19 protein-coding genes and 1 pseudogene are annotated in these 20,613 nt (G+C 66.9%); 16 read left to right on the top strand and 4 right to left on the bottom strand.

The window, feature by feature from the left end; translation table 11 throughout:
• Nucleotides 1-900: 900 nt before the first annotated feature.
• Nucleotides 901-1,329: a nitroreductase family deazaflavin-dependent oxidoreductase gene (locus tag R1101_RS0104010; protein WP_016932202.1), complete on the top strand. Its 429-nt coding sequence runs from the start codon at nt 901-903 to the stop codon at nt 1,327-1,329.
• Nucleotides 1,330-1,362: 33 nt separating this feature from the next.
• Here R1101_RS0104010 and R1101_RS0104015 read toward each other — a convergent pair whose 3' ends face one another.
• The gene (locus tag R1101_RS0104015; RefSeq protein ID WP_016932203.1) at nt 1,363-2,007 is read right to left on the bottom strand and encodes a TetR/AcrR family transcriptional regulator; all 645 of its coding nucleotides are present in this window, start codon (nt 2,005-2,007) and stop codon (nt 1,363-1,365) included.
• A gap of 296 nt (nt 2,008-2,303) precedes the next feature.
• Between R1101_RS0104015 and R1101_RS25800 the strand changes: the two genes are divergently transcribed.
• Entirely contained in the window at nt 2,304-3,014 is a 711-nt protein-coding gene (locus R1101_RS25800) for a hemerythrin domain-containing protein (RefSeq protein ID WP_016932204.1), read from the top strand.
• A 94-nt stretch (nt 3,015-3,108) separates the two neighbouring features.
• On the opposite strand, the gene R1101_RS0104025 is transcribed toward R1101_RS25800, so the two are convergent.
• The 3 genes from R1101_RS0104025 to R1101_RS0104035 all read right to left on the bottom strand — a co-directional run bounded on the left by R1101_RS0104025 (nt 3,109) and on the right by R1101_RS0104035 (nt 5,676).
• Nucleotides 3,109-3,768 (bottom strand): TerD family protein, encoded by a 660-nt coding sequence (locus R1101_RS0104025; RefSeq protein WP_016932205.1) that lies wholly within the window; start codon nt 3,766-3,768, stop codon nt 3,109-3,111.
• Nucleotides 3,769-3,890: 122 nt separating this feature from the next.
• Nucleotides 3,891-4,997: a DUF475 domain-containing protein gene (locus R1101_RS0104030; RefSeq protein ID WP_016932206.1), complete on the bottom strand. Its 1,107-nt coding sequence runs from the start codon at nt 4,995-4,997 to the stop codon at nt 3,891-3,893.
• Nucleotides 4,998-5,100: 103 nt separating this feature from the next.
• On the bottom strand, nt 5,101-5,676 hold the full coding sequence (locus tag R1101_RS0104035) for a TerD family protein (RefSeq protein WP_016932207.1): 576 nt from the start codon (nt 5,674-5,676) through the stop codon (nt 5,101-5,103).
• A 293-nt stretch (nt 5,677-5,969) separates the two neighbouring features.
• Between R1101_RS0104035 and R1101_RS0104040 the strand changes: the two genes are divergently transcribed.
• The 14 genes and pseudogenes from R1101_RS0104040 to R1101_RS25810 all read left to right on the top strand — a co-directional run.
• Nucleotides 5,970-7,091: a hypothetical protein gene (locus R1101_RS0104040; RefSeq protein ID WP_016932208.1), complete on the top strand. Its 1,122-nt coding sequence runs from the start codon at nt 5,970-5,972 to the stop codon at nt 7,089-7,091.
• A 29-nt stretch (nt 7,092-7,120) separates the two neighbouring features.
• The gene (locus tag R1101_RS0104045; RefSeq protein ID WP_016932209.1) at nt 7,121-8,278 is read left to right on the top strand and encodes an HpcH/HpaI aldolase/citrate lyase family protein; all 1,158 of its coding nucleotides are present in this window, start codon (nt 7,121-7,123) and stop codon (nt 8,276-8,278) included.
• The gene (locus R1101_RS0104050) at nt 8,275-9,570 is read left to right on the top strand and encodes a phosphoribosyltransferase family protein (RefSeq protein WP_016932210.1); all 1,296 of its coding nucleotides are present in this window, start codon (nt 8,275-8,277) and stop codon (nt 9,568-9,570) included. The genes R1101_RS0104045 and R1101_RS0104050 overlap by 4 nt, the downstream gene beginning before the upstream one ends.
• Entirely contained in the window at nt 9,567-10,673 is a 1,107-nt protein-coding gene (locus tag R1101_RS0104055; RefSeq protein ID WP_016932211.1) for a cysteine protease StiP family protein, read from the top strand. The genes R1101_RS0104050 and R1101_RS0104055 overlap by 4 nt, the downstream gene beginning before the upstream one ends.
• 8 nt (nt 10,674-10,681) lie before the next feature.
• Nucleotides 10,682-11,515 carry a hypothetical protein gene (locus R1101_RS0104060; RefSeq protein WP_026002853.1) on the top strand — a complete coding sequence of 278 codons (834 nt, stop codon included), beginning with the start codon at nt 10,682-10,684 and terminating at the stop codon, nt 11,513-11,515.
• A gap of 42 nt (nt 11,516-11,557) precedes the next feature.
• Nucleotides 11,558-12,778, top strand: coding sequence for a TerD family protein (locus tag R1101_RS0104065; RefSeq protein WP_016932213.1), 1,221 nt, complete (start codon nt 11,558-11,560; stop codon nt 12,776-12,778).
• A gap of 3 nt (nt 12,779-12,781) precedes the next feature.
• Nucleotides 12,782-14,275 carry a TerD family protein gene (locus R1101_RS0104070; RefSeq protein WP_016932214.1) on the top strand — a complete coding sequence of 498 codons (1,494 nt, stop codon included), beginning with the start codon at nt 12,782-12,784 and terminating at the stop codon, nt 14,273-14,275.
• 154 nt (nt 14,276-14,429) lie between these two features.
• Complete coding sequence (locus tag R1101_RS25805) at nt 14,430-15,995, top strand: long-chain-fatty-acid--CoA ligase (protein ID WP_016932215.1); 1,566 nt, start codon at nt 14,430-14,432, stop codon at nt 15,993-15,995.
• On the top strand, nt 15,992-17,056 hold the full coding sequence (locus R1101_RS0104080) for an MBL fold metallo-hydrolase (protein ID WP_016932216.1): 1,065 nt from the start codon (nt 15,992-15,994) through the stop codon (nt 17,054-17,056). The genes R1101_RS25805 and R1101_RS0104080 overlap by 4 nt, the downstream gene beginning before the upstream one ends.
• Nucleotide 17,057: 1 nt before the next feature.
• Nucleotides 17,058-17,819: a crotonase/enoyl-CoA hydratase family protein gene (locus R1101_RS0104085; RefSeq protein WP_016932217.1), complete on the top strand. Its 762-nt coding sequence runs from the start codon at nt 17,058-17,060 to the stop codon at nt 17,817-17,819.
• A 2-nt stretch (nt 17,820-17,821) separates the two neighbouring features.
• On the top strand, nt 17,822-18,067 hold the full coding sequence (locus R1101_RS30585) for a hypothetical protein (RefSeq protein WP_016932218.1): 246 nt from the start codon (nt 17,822-17,824) through the stop codon (nt 18,065-18,067).
• Nucleotides 18,068-18,111: 44 nt separating this feature from the next.
• Nucleotides 18,112-18,981 carry a LysR family transcriptional regulator gene (locus R1101_RS0104095; RefSeq protein ID WP_016932219.1) on the top strand — a complete coding sequence of 290 codons (870 nt, stop codon included), beginning with the start codon at nt 18,112-18,114 and terminating at the stop codon, nt 18,979-18,981.
• Between the two features lie 4 nt (nt 18,982-18,985).
• The gene (locus tag R1101_RS0104100; protein ID WP_016932220.1) at nt 18,986-19,879 is read left to right on the top strand and encodes a LysR family transcriptional regulator; all 894 of its coding nucleotides are present in this window, start codon (nt 18,986-18,988) and stop codon (nt 19,877-19,879) included.
• Nucleotides 19,880-19,954: 75 nt separating this feature from the next.
• Nucleotides 19,955-20,613, top strand: a pseudogene (locus tag R1101_RS25810) (SAM-dependent methyltransferase); the annotation flags it as partial.

Here is a 20,613-nt window from a genome sequence, read left to right on the forward strand (position 1 = left end):
CGCTCACCTCAGGGTTCGGGCGAGATGGTGCGCTAATGCCAATTAGCACACCATCGAACACATTCGGCGCACGCATACCGAGCGCGCATCTCCAGCCCTGTTCTTTCCGCCCGGAAACTGAGTTCTGCCGGCCCTTCCGTCCCCATCTGAACCGATTGGCCCGCTTCTGATGCAGAAGATACCTTGCCGGATGATGGAATAAATTTCGCGGCAACAACTTTCGCTTTCTCGATACCATCGTCATGCCTTAACCGAACGTGCGGCCGGGACCGGACTGTCACTATCGACGTTGTGCAACAAGGGTTCGCGGGTGATGATCTGTCAGGCTTTCTTCCGCATGAACTCACGAAGATTCGTCAACCGCTGGTTGGACGTTCCCGCGTACAACGAACTTGACGGAGCGCTCGACAGCGAATTCGAATGCGTCGCCAACCTCGGGTGTATGACTTTTTCGACCCCTTCTGGAGCCGTTTCTTCACCGATCAGAGCGCGCAACCACGTCCTGCGTCATGAATCTCCGACTTGCTCTCGACCACACCGGCTCGGTCGACGTCCGCGCTCTCTTCCTCGAGATGCGTACTACGAGCGCAGAATCGCGCGACACGCGAGACCGACACAATGCGCGAGGAAAACTCGTGAGGTCGAGAAGTTTCGCATCCTGCCGTCGGGCCACTTCATCCTCGAATACACCACGTTCGACGGCGGCCTCTCGTCCGGGCGCCCATTGATCGTGTGCCAGGCCCTCACCGACTCGCCCAGCGGCGATAAACTCCACTGCCCGGCTCCTTCATAGCGACCGCCGACCTCGATCACCTGAAGTTCCTCGTTCGGACAGACCTCTGGTACCGATCGTCTTAGGGTGATTCGTAGCCGCCCGCAGTAGTCAGGAGGATTTGTCCCATGAGTACGTCCGACGACTGGAACACGCAGGTGATCGCCGAATTCAGGGCAAACGAAGGCCGTGTCGGTGGCAACTTCGAAGGAGCGCCCATGGTGCTCGTGCACCATCGTGGCCGCAAGAGCGGTCGCGAGACGGTGACTCCGACGCTGTATCTGCCGGACCCGGAGGACGACGCGACCGTCTACATCTTCGCGAGCAAAGGGGGCGCTCCCTCCCATCCGGCCTGGTACTACAACCTCACTACCGCGGGACGGGCAGAGGTCGAGATCGGCACCGAGACCTTCGGGGTCACGGTAGAAGAGATCACCGGCGCAGAGCGCGACCGCCTCTATGCCGAGCAGGCCCGCCGCTATCCCGGTTTCGCCGAGTACGAGAAGAAGACGCGCGGAGTGCGTACTATTCCGGTCCTCGCTCTCCACCGAAGCTGATTCCCTCCGGACCGAGGACTTCCTCGACGCCCCTCATCCCTGCGGGCAGAGGGAGGCAATGACTGTGCGCGCCAACCAGTCCGCGTACCGGTCCAGTGCCCACCCCCGTTCGAGGACCAACGCTTCGTAGGTGTTGATCATCAGGTAGTTCCACAGCACATCGCGAACCTCGTCGAGTTCGATGTCGTCGCGGAGTTGCCCCGTCGCCATCAGATGCGCGCCGACCATTGTCGCTGCGGCCGAACCTTCTTCGCTCAGTTGCTGCCAGACCGGGTCGAGCGAGTCGTCCACGTGCCGTCCGTCGCGAATGAGGATCTGAACCTTGGCCGAACGGTGCTGCCGATGTGCCAGGGCGTGGGTGAACATGTCGATCTTGCGACGCACATCCGGTTCGGCGAGCATCGCCTGCTGTTCCGGACGCTCGGCAACCGATATCGGCTCGTCGTCACCGGCGATCACGACATCGAAGACCGCCTTGGCCAGAGCCGCCTTACTGCCGAAACTCTTGTACAAGCCCTTCACCGAGACACCCGCGCGGTTGGCGACCGCGGCGAGGGTGGTGGCCCGGAAACCGTCGCGTTCGAACAGTTCCTGGGCGGCCACGACCACGGCGCGACGTCGCACTCGGGCCTGCGCCTGCCTGCCGGACGCATCGTACGGCCTCTTGACTTCGGCCATTCCCGCTCCGATAATTCGAGTACAACCTGATTGAACTGAATATATCAGGTTCACTCCAGCACAGCGTGCCATCAGATCCCGGAGTCGCCGAGGTCGTGATGCAGCAAGTTCTCCCGTGCCGTGCACGCTTCGGTGCGACCGCGCGGCACACACCGATCATCAGAGAACGTGTCGACCTCCCGGATAGACGTAATCCATTGGTTACCGAACAAATCCGTTCATCACCGCTCGACGCGTACGACGAACAGGAGAGGGCCGTGAACATCGGTCGACATGAGCCCGCCGATACACGAAGCATGGGAATCGTCCACAGCGCCCTGCGGCGCGACCTGGAACGAATCCGGATGACGCTGCAGACCGAACCGTATCCGAAGGGGAAACGTCGACTCGCGCTCGCCGATCACGTCGTGTGGCTCATGTACGCCCTACGTCTGCATCACAGCGCGGAGGATGCCGGACTGTGGCCCCTGATCCGTGCGAAGAATCCCTCTGCGGGGGCTCTGCTCGTTCGTATGGAGGCCGACCACCGTCGGATCGCCCCCGCGATGATCGCCCTGGAAGGCGCCGGCCGAGCATACGGTCGGGACGCGTCCACACGGACACGCGTACTCGACACCCTGGCCGAACTGAACGAGGTCCTGTTGCCCCATCTACAGCGTGAGGAACTGGAGATGATGCCGGTCGTCGCCGCGACCATCACCGCATCCGAATACCGCGACGTCGAGAACGAGTACTTCGTGAAGCCGAAGGGCGTCGTCGAACTGGGGGCCGAAGCACCGTGGATCGTCGATGGCGCGACCACGGAAGATCGCGACGTGATCCTTCACGTCGTCCCTGCTGTACCCCGCTTCGTCATCATGCAGACATTCGGCCGGATCTACCGGCGCAAGGTCGCGCGGTTGTGGGAGGACGGACCGGCGGCCGCTGTACCGCCGATCAAGGTCACTGCACCTCGTGGTGAAGCAAGAACGATCAGGGAGTTCGACAGCCGACATCTCGCCCCGTAGGAGCGGCACACGTCGGAACCACCGAGATCCCGCCGGCACGCGCCGACGGGATCTCCTGTGCCCCGCTCCTTCGACCGGGAAATCCGCAGTAGAGCTACTTACGCCCCGCCTGCCACTGCATGCCCCACCCGAAGGCGCGGTCGAGGTCGGACTGGCTGCCGTCGATGTACTGGACGAGGCGTTCGACGGTGATGCCCTGCCCGGTGTTCTGCAGCATCGCGATCGCGCAGATCCGCGCGCCGTTGTTGGGCGAGTCCAGGCGAACCTCGATCTGCGGGCCGGACGGCGGGGTGAGGGTGACGACGCCGTCTACGGCGGCCCAGTTGGGGGCACCCTCGTAGATCATCGCGAAGATCAGCACGCGCTTGAACAGTTCGGGACGTTCGAGGTTGACGGACATGTTCTCGCCGCCGGTGCTCGAACCGGTGCGGTCGTCGCCGTCGAGGTGGATGTAGGGCGCGGTGTTCAGCGCGCCGAAGCTGTTGCCGAGGGCCTGAATGACGCCCTTTGAACCGTCGGCGAGTTCGAAGAGGCAACCGAGGTCGAGGTCCACGCCACCGCTCGCGCCGGTGAGTTTCGCGAGGAAGCCCTTCTTCTGCTCACCGCGTGACCAGTTGAGGTTCACCCGCGTCACACCTCGGCCCGATCCGGCCTTGGAGAGGCTGACGGTGGGTGATTCCTTGGTGAGGTTGATCTTGCTGAGGTTGATGCCGCCGGCGTTCTGCTCGGGCTTCTTGTTGTAGTCGATGGCCATGTCGAGCCTTTCGTGGGAGTGACTGCGCGAATGCGCGTGTGATACGGAAAAGCGATGGGAGCCCCCGATCCGAGATGTCGGATCGAGGGCTCCCATCGGCATGTGATTCGAACTGTCGAAGATCAGGGGATGGTGGTCTTCACAGCATCTTCGCCTTCCCGCGCCGCGATCTTGCGGTTGCGGTAGATGCTCGAGGCGAACGCCGCACCGATCAGGGCGACACCGACCAGGCCGGTGACGACCTCCGGCACGTGTGTACCGATCGAGTACAACAGGATCAGTGCCAGCGCACCGATGGCCCAGTGGGCACCGTGCTCGAGGTACACGTAGTCGGACAGCGTGCCCTTGCGCACCAGGAAGATGGTGATCGAGCGGACGAACATCGCGCCGATGAAGCCGAGGCCCAGGGCGATGATGATCGGGTCGGACGTGATGGCGAAGGCGCCGATGACACCGTCGAACGAGAACGACGCGTCGAGCACCTCGAGGTAGAGGAACAGGAAGAAGCCGGCCTTACCGGTGGCCTTGGCGAGGCCGCTCGGGCCGCCACCGGTCTCTTCGCCTTCCTCGGGGATGTGGAACATCTCGCCGAGTCCGTTGACCGCGATGTAGGTGATCATGCCGAGTGCGCCGGCGATCATGACGGTCGAGACCTTGTCGTCCGGGGCGATGACGGTGGCGGTGATGAGCAGCAGCACCGTCGCGACGACAACCTCGAGTTGCTCGAGCTTGCCGGCCTTCGCGAGGGGACGCTCGAGCCATTCGAGCCACTTGATCTCGCGGTCTTCGAGGATGAAGTGCAGGAACAGCATCAGCAGGAACATGCCGCCGAACGCCGCGATCTGCGGATGCGCGTCGGTGATCAGGGTCTCGTAGCTGGGGCTGCCGTCCGGGAAGTAGGCGGCGCCGTCGGCCGGCGGGTTGAGCGCCAGATCCAGTGCCGCGATGGGACCGAGCCCGGACGCGATCCACACGATCGCGAGGGGGAAGATCAGACGCATACCGAAGACGGCGATGAGGATGCCGATGGTGAGGAAGATCTTCTGCCAGAACTCGCTCATCCGCCGCAGCACGGTGGCGTTGATGACCGCATTGTCGAACGACAACGAGACCTCGAGGATGCCGAGGATCACGCAGAGGAACAGAGCTTGTGGGCCGCCGTAGAGGAACGCCACCACCAGAGAGACAACGGTGACGACCATCGACGGACCGAATATTCGCAGAACCACGAAGCGTGGCCTTTCTAATCGGAATCAGGGCGTTGCAGGGTGGTTACTGCAGATCGGTTCCGGCTTCGGTGCGGCGACCGAAGCCGGAACCCGGAGCGACGAACTAGACGTTGACGCCGTAGTCGCGGGCGATGCCCGCGAGGCCGGACGCGTAGCCCTGGCCGATGGCACGGAACTTCCACTCCGCACCGTTGCGGTACAGCTCGCCGAACACCATGGCGGTCTCGGTCGAGGCGTCCTCGGTCAGGTCGTAGCGAGCGAGTTCGTTGCCGTTCGCGCGGTCGACGACGCGGATGTACGCGTTGCGGACCTGGCCGAACGACTGGCTGCGGGCGTCGGCATCGTAGATCGAGACCGGGAAGAAGATGCTCTCGATGTTCGCCGGGGTGGCGGCGAGGTCGACATTGATGACCTCGTCGTCGCCTTCGCCCTCACCGGTGCGGTTGTCGCCGACGTGCTCGATCGCGCCGTCGGGCGACTTGAGGTTGTTGAAGAAGACGAAGTGCTGGTCGGAGACGACCTTCTTGTCGGCCCCGGTCGCGATGGCGCTGGCGTCGAGGTCGAAGTCGGTGCCGGTGGTGGTGCGAACGTCCCAGCCCAGGCCGACGGACACTGCCGTCAGGTTCGGAGCTTCCTTGGTGAGGGAGACGTTTCCGCCCTTGGTCAAGCTGACGCCCATGCGGGGTCCTTTCGATCGTTCCAACGGTCGACGTACCGGTGTGGGGCACGCGTGGTGTGCGTGTCTCTCCACAGTAGTGGCTGTCACGGGGTACGCCCATATCCACTATGCCCGGTCCCGCGCAGTGATTCCCCGAGACGTACGGACCGCGGTTCCGACCGGCGGAAAGGCGACGCGTCGGCCGGGTGGACGTGCGCCCAGTACCATTCGGTTCTGTGGCGAGCCGATGGACGCGCCGCCTGTTCGGCGGGGAATATGCGGAAGATCCCGCGGCTCGTCGTGCACACGATGCGATGGTCGCGGCGTTCCTCGACATGGACAAGCGCCAGTCCGTCATCGAGGCCGGTGTCGCCGCGTCCCACGAGTTCGAACCCGAACGGCATCTGCTCCGTGAGTGGGATCCCATCCGGCAGGTGTGTTATCGCGCCGGGGAGACGTATCTTCAGCTGGCAGTGACGGATCCGGGCCGACCGCTCGCTCCTGCGCAGGCCTACGAGCAGGCGTTGCACCAGATTTCCGAAGCAACACGAACACTTGATGAATTCTTCGGAAACAATCAGGGTCACCTCGAGCATATGGCGGCTGTGGCGAACACCGTGCCCGAGCTCGCGCACCGGATACGCACCGAAGCGCAGGGCGTTCTCGCCGCGACGCAGCAGCCCGACTTCGTGGCCTTTGCTCACTATCCATCGGTGCGCGCGGCCACCGACGCACTCGAGAAGGCGCTGAACAGTCTCGATGCGGCGCACGGAATGGGCGCGACCCGCACGGCCGCCCTTCGGGTCGAAGAAGCGACGGCGGCCCTCCGCACCGCGCTCGCGCAGGCTCCGGGGCGCCGCGACGAGGCCGCACGCACCCTCGCCTCGGTCACCACCCGGCTCGGAGCGGTCCGGACACGAGCCGAAGGCCTCGCGCCCGCCTTCTCCGCACTGCTCAGGGAGTTCAACGCCGCCAGTTCCGCAGATCTGTCCGGCAACGAGACGCGGGCACGAGAGCTTCTCGCTCGCGCGGAAGACCAGCTCACGCACGCTCGCGCGGCAGCGAAGGAGGGCAGGCCCGAGGACGCGCTCGAGCTGGTTGCGGCGATCCGCGCCGAACTGTCCCGCGCCGAAGAACTCGTCGACGCCGTGACCTCACGACTCGCGACCCTGCGCTCCGTCCGGCAGAATCCGGAGGCCAAGGTCGACGAGGTACGGTTCCGTCTCCGTGACGCACAACACCTGGCAGTGCAACGCGGACTGACCGCAGAATGGGGTTCCGTCCTCGACTCGCAGTTGAGCCGGATCGACAGGGCCGTCGACGCACTCACCGGTGTGCACCCCGATTACTGGGCCTACGTCAGAGATTTGGATGCGGTGTCGACCTTCATCGCAGGAGTGGTCGATCGAATGAGAGGACGGACCGAGAACGTATGAGGGGGGCCACGCTTACCGAAGTGCGCGCCATGCAGCACTTCCGGCATCTCGACGGCGCGACGTCGGAGGAATTGTTCCTGCACCGTCCCGAGCCGTTCGGGCACGGCGACAACCGCGACCGTCTGGCGACCGCTCTCGGCGCCACGCTGTATGTGCCCGCGACGCGCGGTGATCTCGTCGCGACGATCACCAGGCGCGGCGCCGAAGGCGTGACCTCGATGGTGCTCGACCTCGAGGACGCCGTCGCCGACGACGAAGTCGAGCAGGGCCTGCGGAACGCCGTCGCGACCCTCGACGCCCTCGCCGCGAACGGACCGTCGACGATGATGTTGTTCGTTCGTGTACGCACCGCCGACGGCATCGAGCGGGTGGCGTCCATGCTCGGCGCCGGCAAGACCGTGCTCACCGGATTCGTGGTGCCGAAGTTCACCGCACGCACCGGTCCCGCCTTCCTCGAGGCGGTCGCCGCGGCATCGGCCCTGCTCGGCCGCCATCTCTATGCGATGCCCGTCATCGAATCGGCGGAGGTCGTGCATCGCGAGACCCGGGACGACGAGTTGCGTGCGATCTCCGGGATTCTCGCCGAGCACCGCGACCGCATCCTCGCCGTCCGGCTCGGGGCGACCGACATGTGTGCCACCTTCGGGATCCGGCGCGACCGCGACCTGACGATCTACGACGTGCGGGTCGTCGTCGATGTGATCGCCGATGTGGTGAACCATCTCGGACGGACCGACGGAACGGGTTTCGTCATCACCGGACCCGTCTGGGAGTACTTCGCCGACCACGAGCGCATGTTCCGGCCGATGCTGCGTTCGACACCGTTCGAGGAACAGGATGCCGTGCTGTTCCGCCAGCAACTCGTCAGCCGCGATCTCGACGGCCTGCTGCGCGAGATCGCCCTCGACCGGGCCAACGGGATCCAGGGCAAGACGGTCATCCACCCGTCGCATGTCGCTGCGGTGCACGCCTTGTCGGCCGTCACGCACGAGGAGTACCACGATGCGACCGACATCCTCGATCGCGACACCGGGGGTGTGCAGGCATCGGGATACGGCAACAAGATGAACGAACGCCGCCCGCACCGCACCTGGGCCGAGCAGACCCTGGTGCGCGCGTCGGTGTTCGGTGTCACGCGCAAGGGGATCACCTTCGTCGACCTGCTGACGGCGCTGGTGGACCGATGACCTACCTGCTCGATACTCCTTGGGCCACAGCAGAGCTCGGCCTTGCGTTCGAACACGTCGACTCGTCGTGCGGATACACCGTGCCCGAACTCGTCCGGCCGGGACTGCGACGCAATCCGCGTCGAGCACACCTGCTGGTCTCCACGGTGCTCGGTAAGCACATCCCCACGGAGCCCGCGGTGGTCCGCGGTGCCGGCCACCGTCTCGGTGAGCTCGTCGCCGAGCTGCTGGGCGACGCGTCGTCCGATGCGGTCGTTCTCGGGTTCGCCGAGACGGCAACGGGTCTGGGCCACTGCGTGGCCGACGCCCTCGCCGCGGCATGCTACCTGCATTCGACGCGGCGGCGTGTCCCCGGAGCGGAGGTGCTCACCGGTTTCGAGGAAGGGCACTCGCATGCCACCTTCCACCTGCTCCAACCGACCTCCGGTGCGCTGTTCGCCAACCCTGCGCCGCTCGTTCTCGTGGACGACGAGATCTCGACGGGAGCAACGGCTCTCGACGCGATCCGCGCACTGCACCGCGACCGTCCTCGCGGTCGGTACGTGCTCGCCTCCCTCGTCGACATGCGTTCGGAGCAGGACCGCCTCCGGACCGAGGAGGTCGCAGCGGAACTCGGCGCGACCATCGAACACGTGAGCCTGGCGAGCGGATACTCCGTCGTGCCCGACGATCTCGTCGCGCGGGTCGCGTCGCTGCCCGAACCTGCCCTCAATCCGGAGGGTGATCGACGCGGCGACGTCCGGTTCGTTCGTGCACCCTGGCCCTCGCACGTGCCGGACGGTGGCCGGCACGGGATGTTGCGGACCGACGCAGAGGGATTCGACACGGCTCTGGCAACGCTCGCCGACACGATCACGGATGTGCGGGACGCACAGCGACCTGCCGTCGTCATCGGACACGAGGAACTGATGTACCTTCCGCTCCGGCTGGCCGACGCACTCACCGAACGCGGCACGCCCACGCGGTTCCAGACCACCACCCGATCCCCCGCCTACGTGATGGACGTCGACGGATATCCGCTGCGTCGCGGATTCCGCTTCACCGCACCCGAACACATCGACACCGAGTTCGAGAACGAGGTGCCGCGCTATCTCTACAATGCGCAGTGGCCCACCCCGACCGAGATCCGGCCCGAGCTGATCCTCGTGATCGATTCGCCCGCCGACACCGACCGCCTCCACGCACCGGGAGGTGTTCTCGACGTGCTCACCGCAGCCGGCGAGGACGTCCTCGTCGCGGTCGTGCCCGCAACCGATCCGACGGTGCTGCGCACCCACAGGGAGATTTCATGACCGTGCCGCTCACCGGACCCGAGTTCGGCTCCTACGCACCCGACGAGGTGACGTGGCTGCTCAAGGACCTCTCCCATGTCGACCTCGAGGGCGACATCGCCGAACGCGAGGCACGGATCCAGGCGGGTCTCGCGCACTACGCCGAGTCTCTGCCGATCGAGTACCAACCCGACGCCGCCTATCGCGAACTGTTCGACAAGGCACTGGCCACCACAGCCGGCCGGTTGGCGCATGCGGTGGGCACGGTCACCGAACTGCTTCTCGCCGAACGCGGGACGGACCTGACCCTCGTGTCGCTCGCGCGGGCGGGCACCCCGATCGGCATCCTGATCCGCCGATGGGCATTGCGTCGGCACGGCCTGTCGCTGCCGCACTACACGGCATCGATCGTTCGCGGGCGCGGAATCGACTGCGCTGCCCTGGATTACGTTACCGAGCGACACGCCCCCGAATCCGTCGTCTTCGTCGACGGCTGGACCGGTAAGGGCGCGATCGCACGCGAACTGTCCGCCGCCCTCGCCGAATACGCCGCGTGCGGTGGCCCCGTCCTGTCCGACGATCTCGCCGTGCTCGCGGATCCCGGCCACTGCGTACGCACCTACGGCACGCGCGACGACTTCCTCATCGCCTCGGCCTGCCTGAACTCCACCGTCTCCGGCTTGGTGTCACGGACGGTCCTCAACGACACGCTGATCGGCCCCGGCGAGTTCCACGGGGCGAAGTTCTACTCCGAGCTGGCTTCCGACGACGTGTCGAATCACTTGCTCGACGCTGTGACCGCGGAGTTCGACACGTGCGGGGACGTCGACTCGGCCGCACGGGCGGTGCTCGATTCCGACCGCACGCCCACCTGGGCCGGCTGGGAGTCCGTCGAACGAGTACGGGCACAGTACGGAATCTCGAGCGTCAACTTCGTCAAACCCGGTGTCGGGGAGACGACTCGTGTGCTGTTGCGCCGCGTTCCCTGGAAGGTGCTGGTGCGCGACATCACCTCGGACGAACACGCCCACATCCGCATGCTCGCAGCTGCCCGGAACGTCCCCGTCGAGGAGGTCCCGGACCTCGCCTACTCCTGTATGGGACTGATCAAGGACCTGCCGTGAACACCCCTGTGCCCGCACTGGTCGCCACCGACCTCGACCGCACCCTCATCTATTCGCGCGCCGCGATGACCGGCGACCAGTTCGTCACGCAGGACCTGCTGTGTGTCGAGTACTACGAGGGTGCACCGCTGTCGTACGTCACCGACGGCGCAGCACAACAACTACGTGCCCTCGCCGACGGGGCGGCGGTGGTACCGACGACCACGCGCACACCCGAACAGTTCCGCCGCATCGACCTCCCCGGCGGCCCGTGGCGGTACGCCATCGCGAGCAACGGTGGGTCGATCCTCGAGGACGGACATCTCGACCCGTACTGGCGCAGGACCGTGGAGTCAGCGGTACGTGAGGGGGGCGCGAGCCTCGACGAGATCACGACCGAACTGCGCAGTCGCATCTCCGAGGACTGGGTGTCGAAGTTCCGCATCGCCGACGAGTTGTTCTGCTATCTCGTCGTCGACGTCGCAGCGCAACCTGCCGGATTCCTCGACGACTGGCACGACTGGTGTTCGGCGCGGGGCTGGAACGCGTCGCAGCAGGGCCGCAAGATCTACACGATGCCGAACAGCGTGTGCAAGAGCCGCGCGGTGGCGGAGGTGCGCCGCAGGCTCCGAGATCGGGGGGTGCTCACGGACGATGCGCCCGTCCTGGCCGCGGGCGACGGCGCGCTCGACGCGGAGATGCTCAAGGCCGCGGATGCCGCGATCCGGCCTCGTCACGGCGAACTCGAACTGATGGACTGGTGCCACCCGACGGTGTCGGTGACCGGCGCTGCGGGTGTCACGGCCGGGGAGGAGATCCTCGCCTGGTTCGCCCGATCCGCTCGTCTTCCGGCCGCTTCGTAGAGTAGAAGGCGCCCGGTCACCGACACAGTGAGGACACATCTCTTGCCGACTCCGCTCTCCAAGGGTCAGAACGGACCGATCACCGCGTCCGACGTCGTCGTCTCGCTCGAGCTGACCACCCCTGCCGATCTGTCCGCACTGCTCGTCAAGGCCGACGGCAAGGTGCGTTCCGACGCCGACTTCGTCTTCTTCAACCAGCCCACGGGACCGGGCGTGCGCCTCGTGTCCGGGGCGCCCGGTCAGGCCGCGTCGCTCGCCGTGTCGCTCGCGCAGGTGCCCGCCGACATCGATCAGGTGCGCGCCGTGATCACTCTCGACGACGCGTCGAGCAACTTCGGCCGGTTCGCGCCGCCCACCGCGCGGGTGTCCGACAGCAGTGGAACCGTGCTGTACGAGTACCGGATCGACGGACTGAGCAGCGAATCCATCGTCATCGCGCTGGAGCTGTACCGGCGTCAGGGTGCGTGGAAGGTCCGCGCCGTGGGGCAGGGATATGCGGGCGGATTCGCGGCGCTGGTGACCGACCACGGCGTCAGCGTCGACGACGCTCCCGCTCAGCCGGCGGCCGCACCGCAGCCCGTCGCTGCCACGCCCGCTCCGCCGGTGCAGCCGACCCCGCCTCCGGCACACACCCCGCCTGCAGCACAGCCTGCACAGCCCGCCGAGGTCAGCCTGACGAAGAACCGTCCGGTGAGTCTGGTGAAGGGTCAGAAAGTCACCCTGCGCAAGGACGGCGGCGTCGCGCTGACCTTCCTGCGCATGGGTCTCGGCTGGGATCCGGTCGAGAAGCGCGGCCTGTTCGGCAATCGTTCCGCCGACATCGACCTCGACGCCTCGGCCGTGATGTTCGCCGACAACCAGATCGCCGACGTCGTGTACTACGGCCAGCTGCAGTCGAAGGACGGATCGGTCCGGCACCAGGGCGACAATCTCACTGGTGCCGGCGAGGGCGACGACGAGGTCATGCTCGTCGATCTCACCCGCGTCCCCGTCCACGTCACCACGGTGATGTTCATCGTGACCTCCTACAAGGGCCACACCTTCGAGCAGGTGCAGAACGCGTTCTGCCGCCTCGTCGACGGCACGATCGACACCGAGCTCGCCCGCTACACGCTGCAGGGCGGCATGCCGTTCACGGGCATGGTGATGGCGAAGGTCTACCGCCAGGGCAGCGAGTGGAAACTGCAGGCCATCGGTGAGGGCATACAGGCGAAGCATCCCGGTGAGGCCGCGCCGCAACTGGGCCGGTTCCTGGTCTCGTAGCCCGTGGGCGAGCGCTTCACAGCGGGACAGAACGCCCCGCTGGCGACCCGTACGGTCCGTGTCACGACGTCCGCCGCCGTCCCGCTGGACGTGTGCGCGTTCGTCGTGGACGACCACCTGCAGGTCGGTTCCTCCGACGACGTCGTGTTCTACAACCGATCGAGGACGACAGGCGTTCGGCTCGAGGACGGGGTGATCGTCGTCGACGTCGACGCCGTCCGTCCCGGCGCACGTGTGCTGTGCGCGGTCGGCTGCGAACGACCCGCTGCGGTGTCGACCTCCCTGTCCGATGCGGCCGGCACGGTACTCGCGACGTTTCACGTGGAACCGGGGGCCGCCGGCGAGACGGCTTTGCTGTGCTGGGAGATCTACCGCCGTAACGGCGTGTGGAAGGTGCGCGCCCTCGGCCAGGGTTACACCGGCGGACTCGTCGAGATGTTCACCGCCCACGGGGTCGACGTCGACGACTCCCCGGAGAAGACCTCCGACTCGGAAACGGTGCCCGCCCCGGCCGTCGGGCTCGAGCCGCTCGAACTGCTGTGGCGAATCTTCGAGGACGCCGCGCGTTCGGCGGCCGCATGCACGTCGAGCCTCGAGTTCGCCCGGCTGCGGCTCGACGACGAACTCTCGGCGGCGGTAACCGACCCCGCCCGCCGTACCGGCCCCGAGGCCGAACGGTCGAGACAACGTGCGCAACAGCGCTACGACGAACTCGTGGACGCCGCCGAAACACGCTACCGGAACGACAGTGCAGTGCTGGCCGCGGAACTGCTCGCCGTCGATGCGGCCCTGCCGCCGGCTCTCGCCTCCTGGAGCTCTCCCGCCTGGATCCGATCCCTCACGCCGAGCGATGGTGTGCGCGTAGGTGATGTGGCGGCGGATCGCGGGCTGTTGCATATTCCGTTGTGCCTGCCGGCGCCGCTCATCCGTCCGTTGTGGCTCGAAGGCGAACCCACCGAACTCGCTCCCGTCGTCTCGTCTCTGGTCGTGCGGTTGCTCGCCGCTCGGCCCGGCACACTGTTGCACCTCGTCGATCCCGGGCGGACCCTGCCCGAACTCGAACCTCTCACCGCAGCGAGATTCGCCGGGCCACCCGTTCACGAGCGGGCACAGGTCCCGGCGAAGCTCCGGGGCCTGGCCGATGCCGCAGAGTTGGACGCGCTCGCGCAGCAGGTCGACGGAGGGCTGCCGGTGTCGCCGGTGCTCGTCGTCCTCGGCGGGTTCCCGTACGGCTACGAGCACGACGACCTGCTGCAGATCGTCCGGATCACGAGAGCCGGTGGTGAGGGCCGTATCTCGATCGTCCTCGCGGGCAATCCACCGGACGACGACGATCCGGTCGTGCAGATCCTTCGGGGCGAAGCACAGCACCTGCCCGCGGACGGACAACTGACCGATCCGTGGACGGAAGGCCGTTGGGCGTTCACACCCGACAGCCTGCCCGCAGAGACCGAGCATCTGCGCGGTGCGCTGGGCGGAAACTCTCTGCAGGAGTGATCGGGGGGTCCTCGAGTTCGATCGTTCCGGACCATAGGTTTGTCCTAACGTTTCGTGCGGCCGCAGGTCTTTGTGGCAGCAGTCACTCTCGTGATCGACTGGACCGGCGCGGGCGGCATGTCCGCGCGTCGGCCGTGTCGATCAGGAGCGTGATGTGAGCGGGTTGCACCTTCCCAACCGAATTCGGCAGCTGGCAGTCGAGCATCCGGATCGCGCGGCGGTCAGCTCCGGCAGCACGACACTCACCTGGTCCGAGTTCGACGCCCTCACCAACCGGGTCGCCTCGGCGCTCAGGACGGTTCCGGTCACCTCCAGGCGCGTCGGTGCACTGCTGCGCATGGGTCTTCCCGGTGCGGCCTCGTTCGTCGGTTGCGCCAAGGCGGGTCTCGTGTTCGCTCCGCTCAACTGGCGCCTGAATCCGGGCGAGATCGCCGACATCGCCGGCGACGCGCAGCTCGACGTGTTGATCGTCGAGGACGAGTTCGCCGTCTCCGCGCGCGCCGCCGGCGAGGTGCTGCCCGGTGTGCAGATCGTCGTGGTCGGTGACGTGTCCTCCGTTCCCGGCGCACGGTCGTGGGACGACTTCGTCGCCTCAGGCGACGGCATCGACCCCGGTTTCGGTGACGACCCGCGGACCGAAGTGTTGCAGCTCTACACTTCGGGCACCACCGGACGTCCCAAAGGCGTTGTGGCGACACATCACAACCTGTTCAACGAACCACAGAGCTTCGCGCTGTACGAATTCACCGAGGACTCGGTCTCGCTCGACGCGCTACCTCTGTTCCACATCGCCGGCGTCGGGTGGATGAGCACGTCGCTCTCCGCCGGACTGCATCTGGTGCTGCTCGGCGAGATGCGCCCGGATGCGGTGGCGGCCGCCATCTCCGAACACGGCATCACCCATGCCTTCCTCGTGCCATCGGTGATCAACATGCTCGTCGAGATGCCCGACCTGTCGGACTACGATCTGTCGAGCCTGCGCCTCGTCGCCTACGGCGCCTCCCCCATCACGCCCACGCACCTCGCCCGCGCCATGGACACCCTCGGTTGCCGGTTCGTGCAACGCTACGGAATGACCGAGACGATGGGCGCTCTCACCGCGCTGCGTGCCGACGACCACGACCCGCACGGTCCGCGCTCCTACCTCCTTCGCTCGGCCGGCACCGGACTGCCGGGCATGGAGGTCCAGATCCGCGACCTCGCCACCGGCGAACCGCTCCCCCCGGGCGAAACCGGCGAGATCGTGAGCCGGTCACGTAACAACACGCCGGGTTATTGGCGGCGCGAGGCCGAGAACGCCGAGCTGTTCACCGAGGACGGTTTCCTGCGCACCGGAGATGCCGGGCACATCGACGAGGACGGCTACCTGTTCGTCACCGACCGGGTGAAGGACATGATCATCTCCGGCGGGGAGAACGTCTACCCGATCGAGGTCGAATCGGTCATCTCCGAACATCCTTCCGTCGCCGAGGTCGCGGTGGTGGGAGTTCCGGACGACCGCTGGGGCGAGGCCGTGACCGCCGTCGTGCGGGTCGCGCCCGGAGCCGAGACACCGACCGAGGCCGAACTCCTCGAGTTCACCGTCGAACGTCTGGCTTCGTACAAGAAGCCCCGGCACATCCACTTCGTCGACGAGCTGCCTCGCAACGCGAGCGGCAAGGTCCTCAAGCGCACACTGCGCGACGAGTTCGCTCCCGCACGGGAAGGAACGACGCCGTGATCGTCACCGAGGATCTCGGTACCGTCCAGCGTGAAGCGTGGGCGGCCGGCGTACTGCCACCGGTCGAAGAGGTACGGCCCGGCCTGTGGTCGATCCCGGTCCCGATGCCGAAGAACCCGCTGCGGTACGTGCTGTCCTACGCGCTCGCCCTCGACGACGGCCTCGCCCTGATCGACCTCGGTATGGACACCGAGGAGTCGTGGGATGCCCTCGTGGCCGGTGTCGCCGAGACCGGCCATCACATCACCGAGGTGCGCTACGCGGCGATCACCCACCTGCATCCGGACCATTTCGGCCTGGCACCCCGGTTGAAGGAGACGACCGGCGCCGTCATCGCGATGCACGCCGCCGACGCCGCCGCCCTCGGGCACTTCACGCCGGAGGACGTCGCCGCCGACGAGGAAGCGTGGCGCGTGGATCTCACCGGGCTGGGCGCCCCACCCGAGGTCGTCGAGGCGGCCCGCTTCGAACTCGTACGTTTCCCGGAAGGGAAGAGCGCCGATATCGTTCTCGCACAAGGTGATCGGCTGGACGTTCCCGGATGGAACATCGAGGCGGTGTGGACCCCCGGCCACACGCCCGGACACCTCGCGTTCGTCGATCGCGACCGCGACCTGCTGTTCAGCGGCGACCACATGCTTCCGCGCATCAGTCCCAACATCTCCTCGGGCCCCGGCGAACTGGTCGACCCGTTGCACCGCTACCTGTTGTCGCTGCACGCGACGACGGCACTGCCCGACTGCGAGGTACTGCCCGCCCACGAGTACCGGTTCCGCGGAATCACCGAGCGCGCACGCCAACTCATGGATCACCACGAGGTCCGCCTCGACGAGGTCCGCGAGACCGTCGCGGCCCGTCCCGAATCGACCGCATGGGAGATCACGACCCGCGTCACATGGTCGCGCCCCATCGACGTGATGACCCCGCGACTGCAGCGACTCGCCGTCCGCGAAACCCAGGCTCATCTCATCGTCCTCGCCGACCGAGGCGACATCCGTTCCGACGGTGGAACTCCCGCCCGCTGGACTCTCTCCGCTCCGACCCGTACGAAGGAAAACTGACATGAGCGTTGTCCTCACCGAATTCGCCGACGGCGTCGCGGTGTTCACTCTCAACCGCCCCGAGGCCAAGAACGCCGTGAACCTCGAGGTGTCGGAAGCGCTGGCCGCGGCCATCGACGAGTTCGAGGCACGCCCCGACCTGACCATCGGCATCCTCACCGGTGCCGGCGGAACGTTCTGCGCCGGAATGGACCTGAAGGCGTTCGCGCGCGGCGAGAAGCCGTCGATCCCCGGCCGCGGCTTCGGCGGCATCACCGAGGCACCGCCGAGCAAGCCGCTCATCGCCGCCGTCGAGGGCTGGGCCCTGGCCGGCGGATGCGAACTTGCGCTCTCCGCCGACCTGATCGTCGCGTCGCGCGACGCGAAATTCGGCATCCCCGAGGTCAAGCGCGGACTCGCCGCGGCGGCCGGTGGCCTGCTGCGTCTGCCCAAGATCCTGCCCTACCCCCTCGCGATGGAGCTGGCCATCACCGGTGATCCGCTCACCGCCGAGGTCGCCCACCACCACGGTCTGGTCAACCGCGTCACCGAACCCGGTGAAGCACTGACGGTGGCAAAGGAACTCGCCGCTCGCGTCGCAGCGAACGGCCCCCTCGCGGTGAAGGCGACCAAACAGGTCGTCGCGATGGCCGCCGGCTACACCGACCCCGACGCCTTCGCCGCGCAACGCACGTTCATCGATCCGGTCTTCGCCTCGGCCGACGCCAAGGAAGGCGCCCGGGCGTTCGCCGAGAAGCGCGCTCCGGTCTGGAAGGGCGAGTAGACATGTCGGACGTGCTGGTCGCACCGACGTTCGGAGCGATCCGGAACGACGACTCCGTCCGCGCGCGCCGAGGATGCCTACGCCTCGGGCCGGTGACCGAACTCGTCGAACCCGACGCGCTCGCCGATCGCGCCACCGAACCGGCCGCGCGTCCGGCTGCCGCCCCGCCGCTCGCGGTGAGCATGTCGGCGCGGATGCTCGAGCAGGCCTACCGGAGGATGGCGGGTGCCGGTGACACCCCTTCCTGACGGTTCGGTCCGGAGCGATTCAGGCCGTCGCCTACGATAATCGGGTGGACTTGCACCTCGTGACCTATTTCGTGGCCGTCGTCGACCACGGCGGGATCACGAAGGCTGCTCAGGCTCTTTATATTTCGCAGCCGTCGCTGTCGCAGGCCATCCGCACCCTCGAACGGCGCCTCGACACCACCCTGTTCGACCGCACCGGTCGGCGGCTCACCCTCACCGAGGACGGTCGCGTCCTCGACGTCGCCGCGCGCCGGATCCTCGCCGACGTCGAGCGGGCGAAACAGAAGGTCGCGGCGGTGCGCGATCTCGAAGCGGGCCGCGTCGAGATCGTCACCTACGCCACGTTCTCGATCCATCCGGTCATCGAATTCGTCGAGCGCTTCCGCACGCGCTATCCCAACCTGACCGTGCGGGTGAACGACGCGGAAGGACCGCCCGGGGTGCACGCGGCGTTGCGCCGCGGCGAGGCGGAGATCGGCATCACCGATCTGTCGGTCGAGCACGCCGGCATGATCACCATCCCGATTCTCGAGCAGGAGATGGTGCTCGCCCTGCATCCCCACCTCGCCATCGATGTGCCCGACCCGGTCACCCGAGCCCAGGTCCGCGACTTCCCACTCGTCCTCGACCTCGGCTCCCGTGCGAGCGCGGCGCGCACCGGCGAACTGCTGGGGGCACAGAACGTCGTCGTCGACTGCGCCAACCAGGCAGCTCTATGGCAGTTCGTCGAGCGGGGCACCGCCGGAACGGTCGTTCCGCGTCGCGTCGCCGAGAAGCAGATCCCCGGTGCGGTCGTCCGATCGCTGGACCCGCCCCTCCGGCGGCCCATCGGGCTGGTGGTGCGCCCCGGGGACCTGTCCCCCGCTGCCGCCGCGTTCGTGGAGACCACTACCGCCGCCCCGTGGGAAGCGTGACGACATGGAGTTCCGTCAGGTCGAGTATTTCCTCGCCGTCGTGGAGAACGACGGCATCAACGGCGCGGCCGCCGAGCTCGGGGTCGCCCAGCCCACCGTTTCCCAGGCGCTGCGCAGTCTCGAACGCGAGCTGGGAGTGCGGCTGTTCCATCGCATCGGACGCGGCATGGTGCTCACCGCAGCGGGTAAGGCTCTCATCGGTCCGAGCCGGCAGATCCTGCGCGATGTGAACGCCGTCGAAGAACTGCTCACCGTGTCCACGACGGAAGTGACCGGCCGCCTGGATCTCATGGTGTTCCCCGCTCTCGCGACCGGACCGATCGTCGACCTGGTCTCCGAGTTCCGGCGCCGCCACCCCAAGGTCACCGCGCGACTCGGCGACCTGCGGACCGAGGAATCCACCGCGTCGGTCATCCACGACGGTCACTGCGAATTCGTCGTCACCCACCTGCCCGTCGAGGACGAGGTGGGGCTCGAGATCATCGAACTCGGACAGACCGAATACTGGCTCGCCTATCCGCCCGGCACCGATCTGCCACCCGGACCGCTGTCGTTGGCCGAACTCCCCGACATTCCGATGGTGTTCGTGCCGCGCGGCGGCGGTTCGGTGAGCGACGCGATCGACTACGCGATGCGACGGGCCGAGGTACGGCGGCCCATCTCGGTGCTCACCGACCATCGCGAAGCCCGCCTGCCGATGGTGCTCGCAGGCCTGGGCGGGTCGTTCGTCGAACGTTCTCTCGCCGAGTCGGTGCAGGACATCGCGGTGGTCCGCCCGTGTGAGCCGACCTTCGCGCACTCGTACGGACTGGTGTTCGACCCGGTGTCACTGTCGAGGGCGGGACGCGCCTTCGTCGACTTCGTGGGGTCGTCCGGGGAGACCGTCCCGGACGAGTGAGTCAGCCGGGCGGTGACATCCGGGGATCGGGGCGCGACGATAAGTGGGTACGACGCCCACTTCCGTCCTCGGGAGATGATCCGTATGTCCACTTCGACGAGTTCGCCGCTCCACCTCGATTCCTCCGACGGCTTCGCGCAGCGCGTCCTCGATTCCGTCCTCGGCACCATGGACACCCTGTCGATCCTGATCGGTGACCGTCTCGGCTGGTACCGCAGCCTCGCCGACGACGGACCTGCCACCGCCGACGAGCTGGCCGCACGCACCGGAACCCATCCGCGGTACGCCCGTGAGTGGCTCGAACAGCAGGCCGTCACCGGTCTGCTCGACGTCGACGACGGTGATCCACCGCGTTTCGGTCTCTCTCCCGCCGGCCGCGACGTACTCACCGATCCGCACAGCCTGGTGTACATGGCGCCACTCGCCCGGATGATCGTCGGTGCGACGATGCAACTGCCCGGCCTGCTCGAGGCGTACCGGGACGGCGGTGGGGTGAGTTGGAGCCGGTTCGGCCGCGACGTGTGCGAATCGCAGGCCGACGCGAACAGACCGTTGTTCGAGCAGGTGTTGCCCGACGCTCTACGCTCGGTGCCCGAGATCGACCGGGTGCTCGGTGAAACCGGTGCGCGGATCGCCGACATCGGATGCGGCGGAGGATGGTCCACGATCACGATCCAGACCGGTGACGGCCTGCTGTTCGAGCCACTCACGGGCGTACCGCGGATGGGTTCCGG

The organism is Rhodococcus sp. R1101 (assembly GCF_000278445.1).
GTDB classification, from domain to species: Bacteria; Actinomycetota; Actinomycetes; order Mycobacteriales; family Mycobacteriaceae; genus Rhodococcus; species Rhodococcus gordoniae.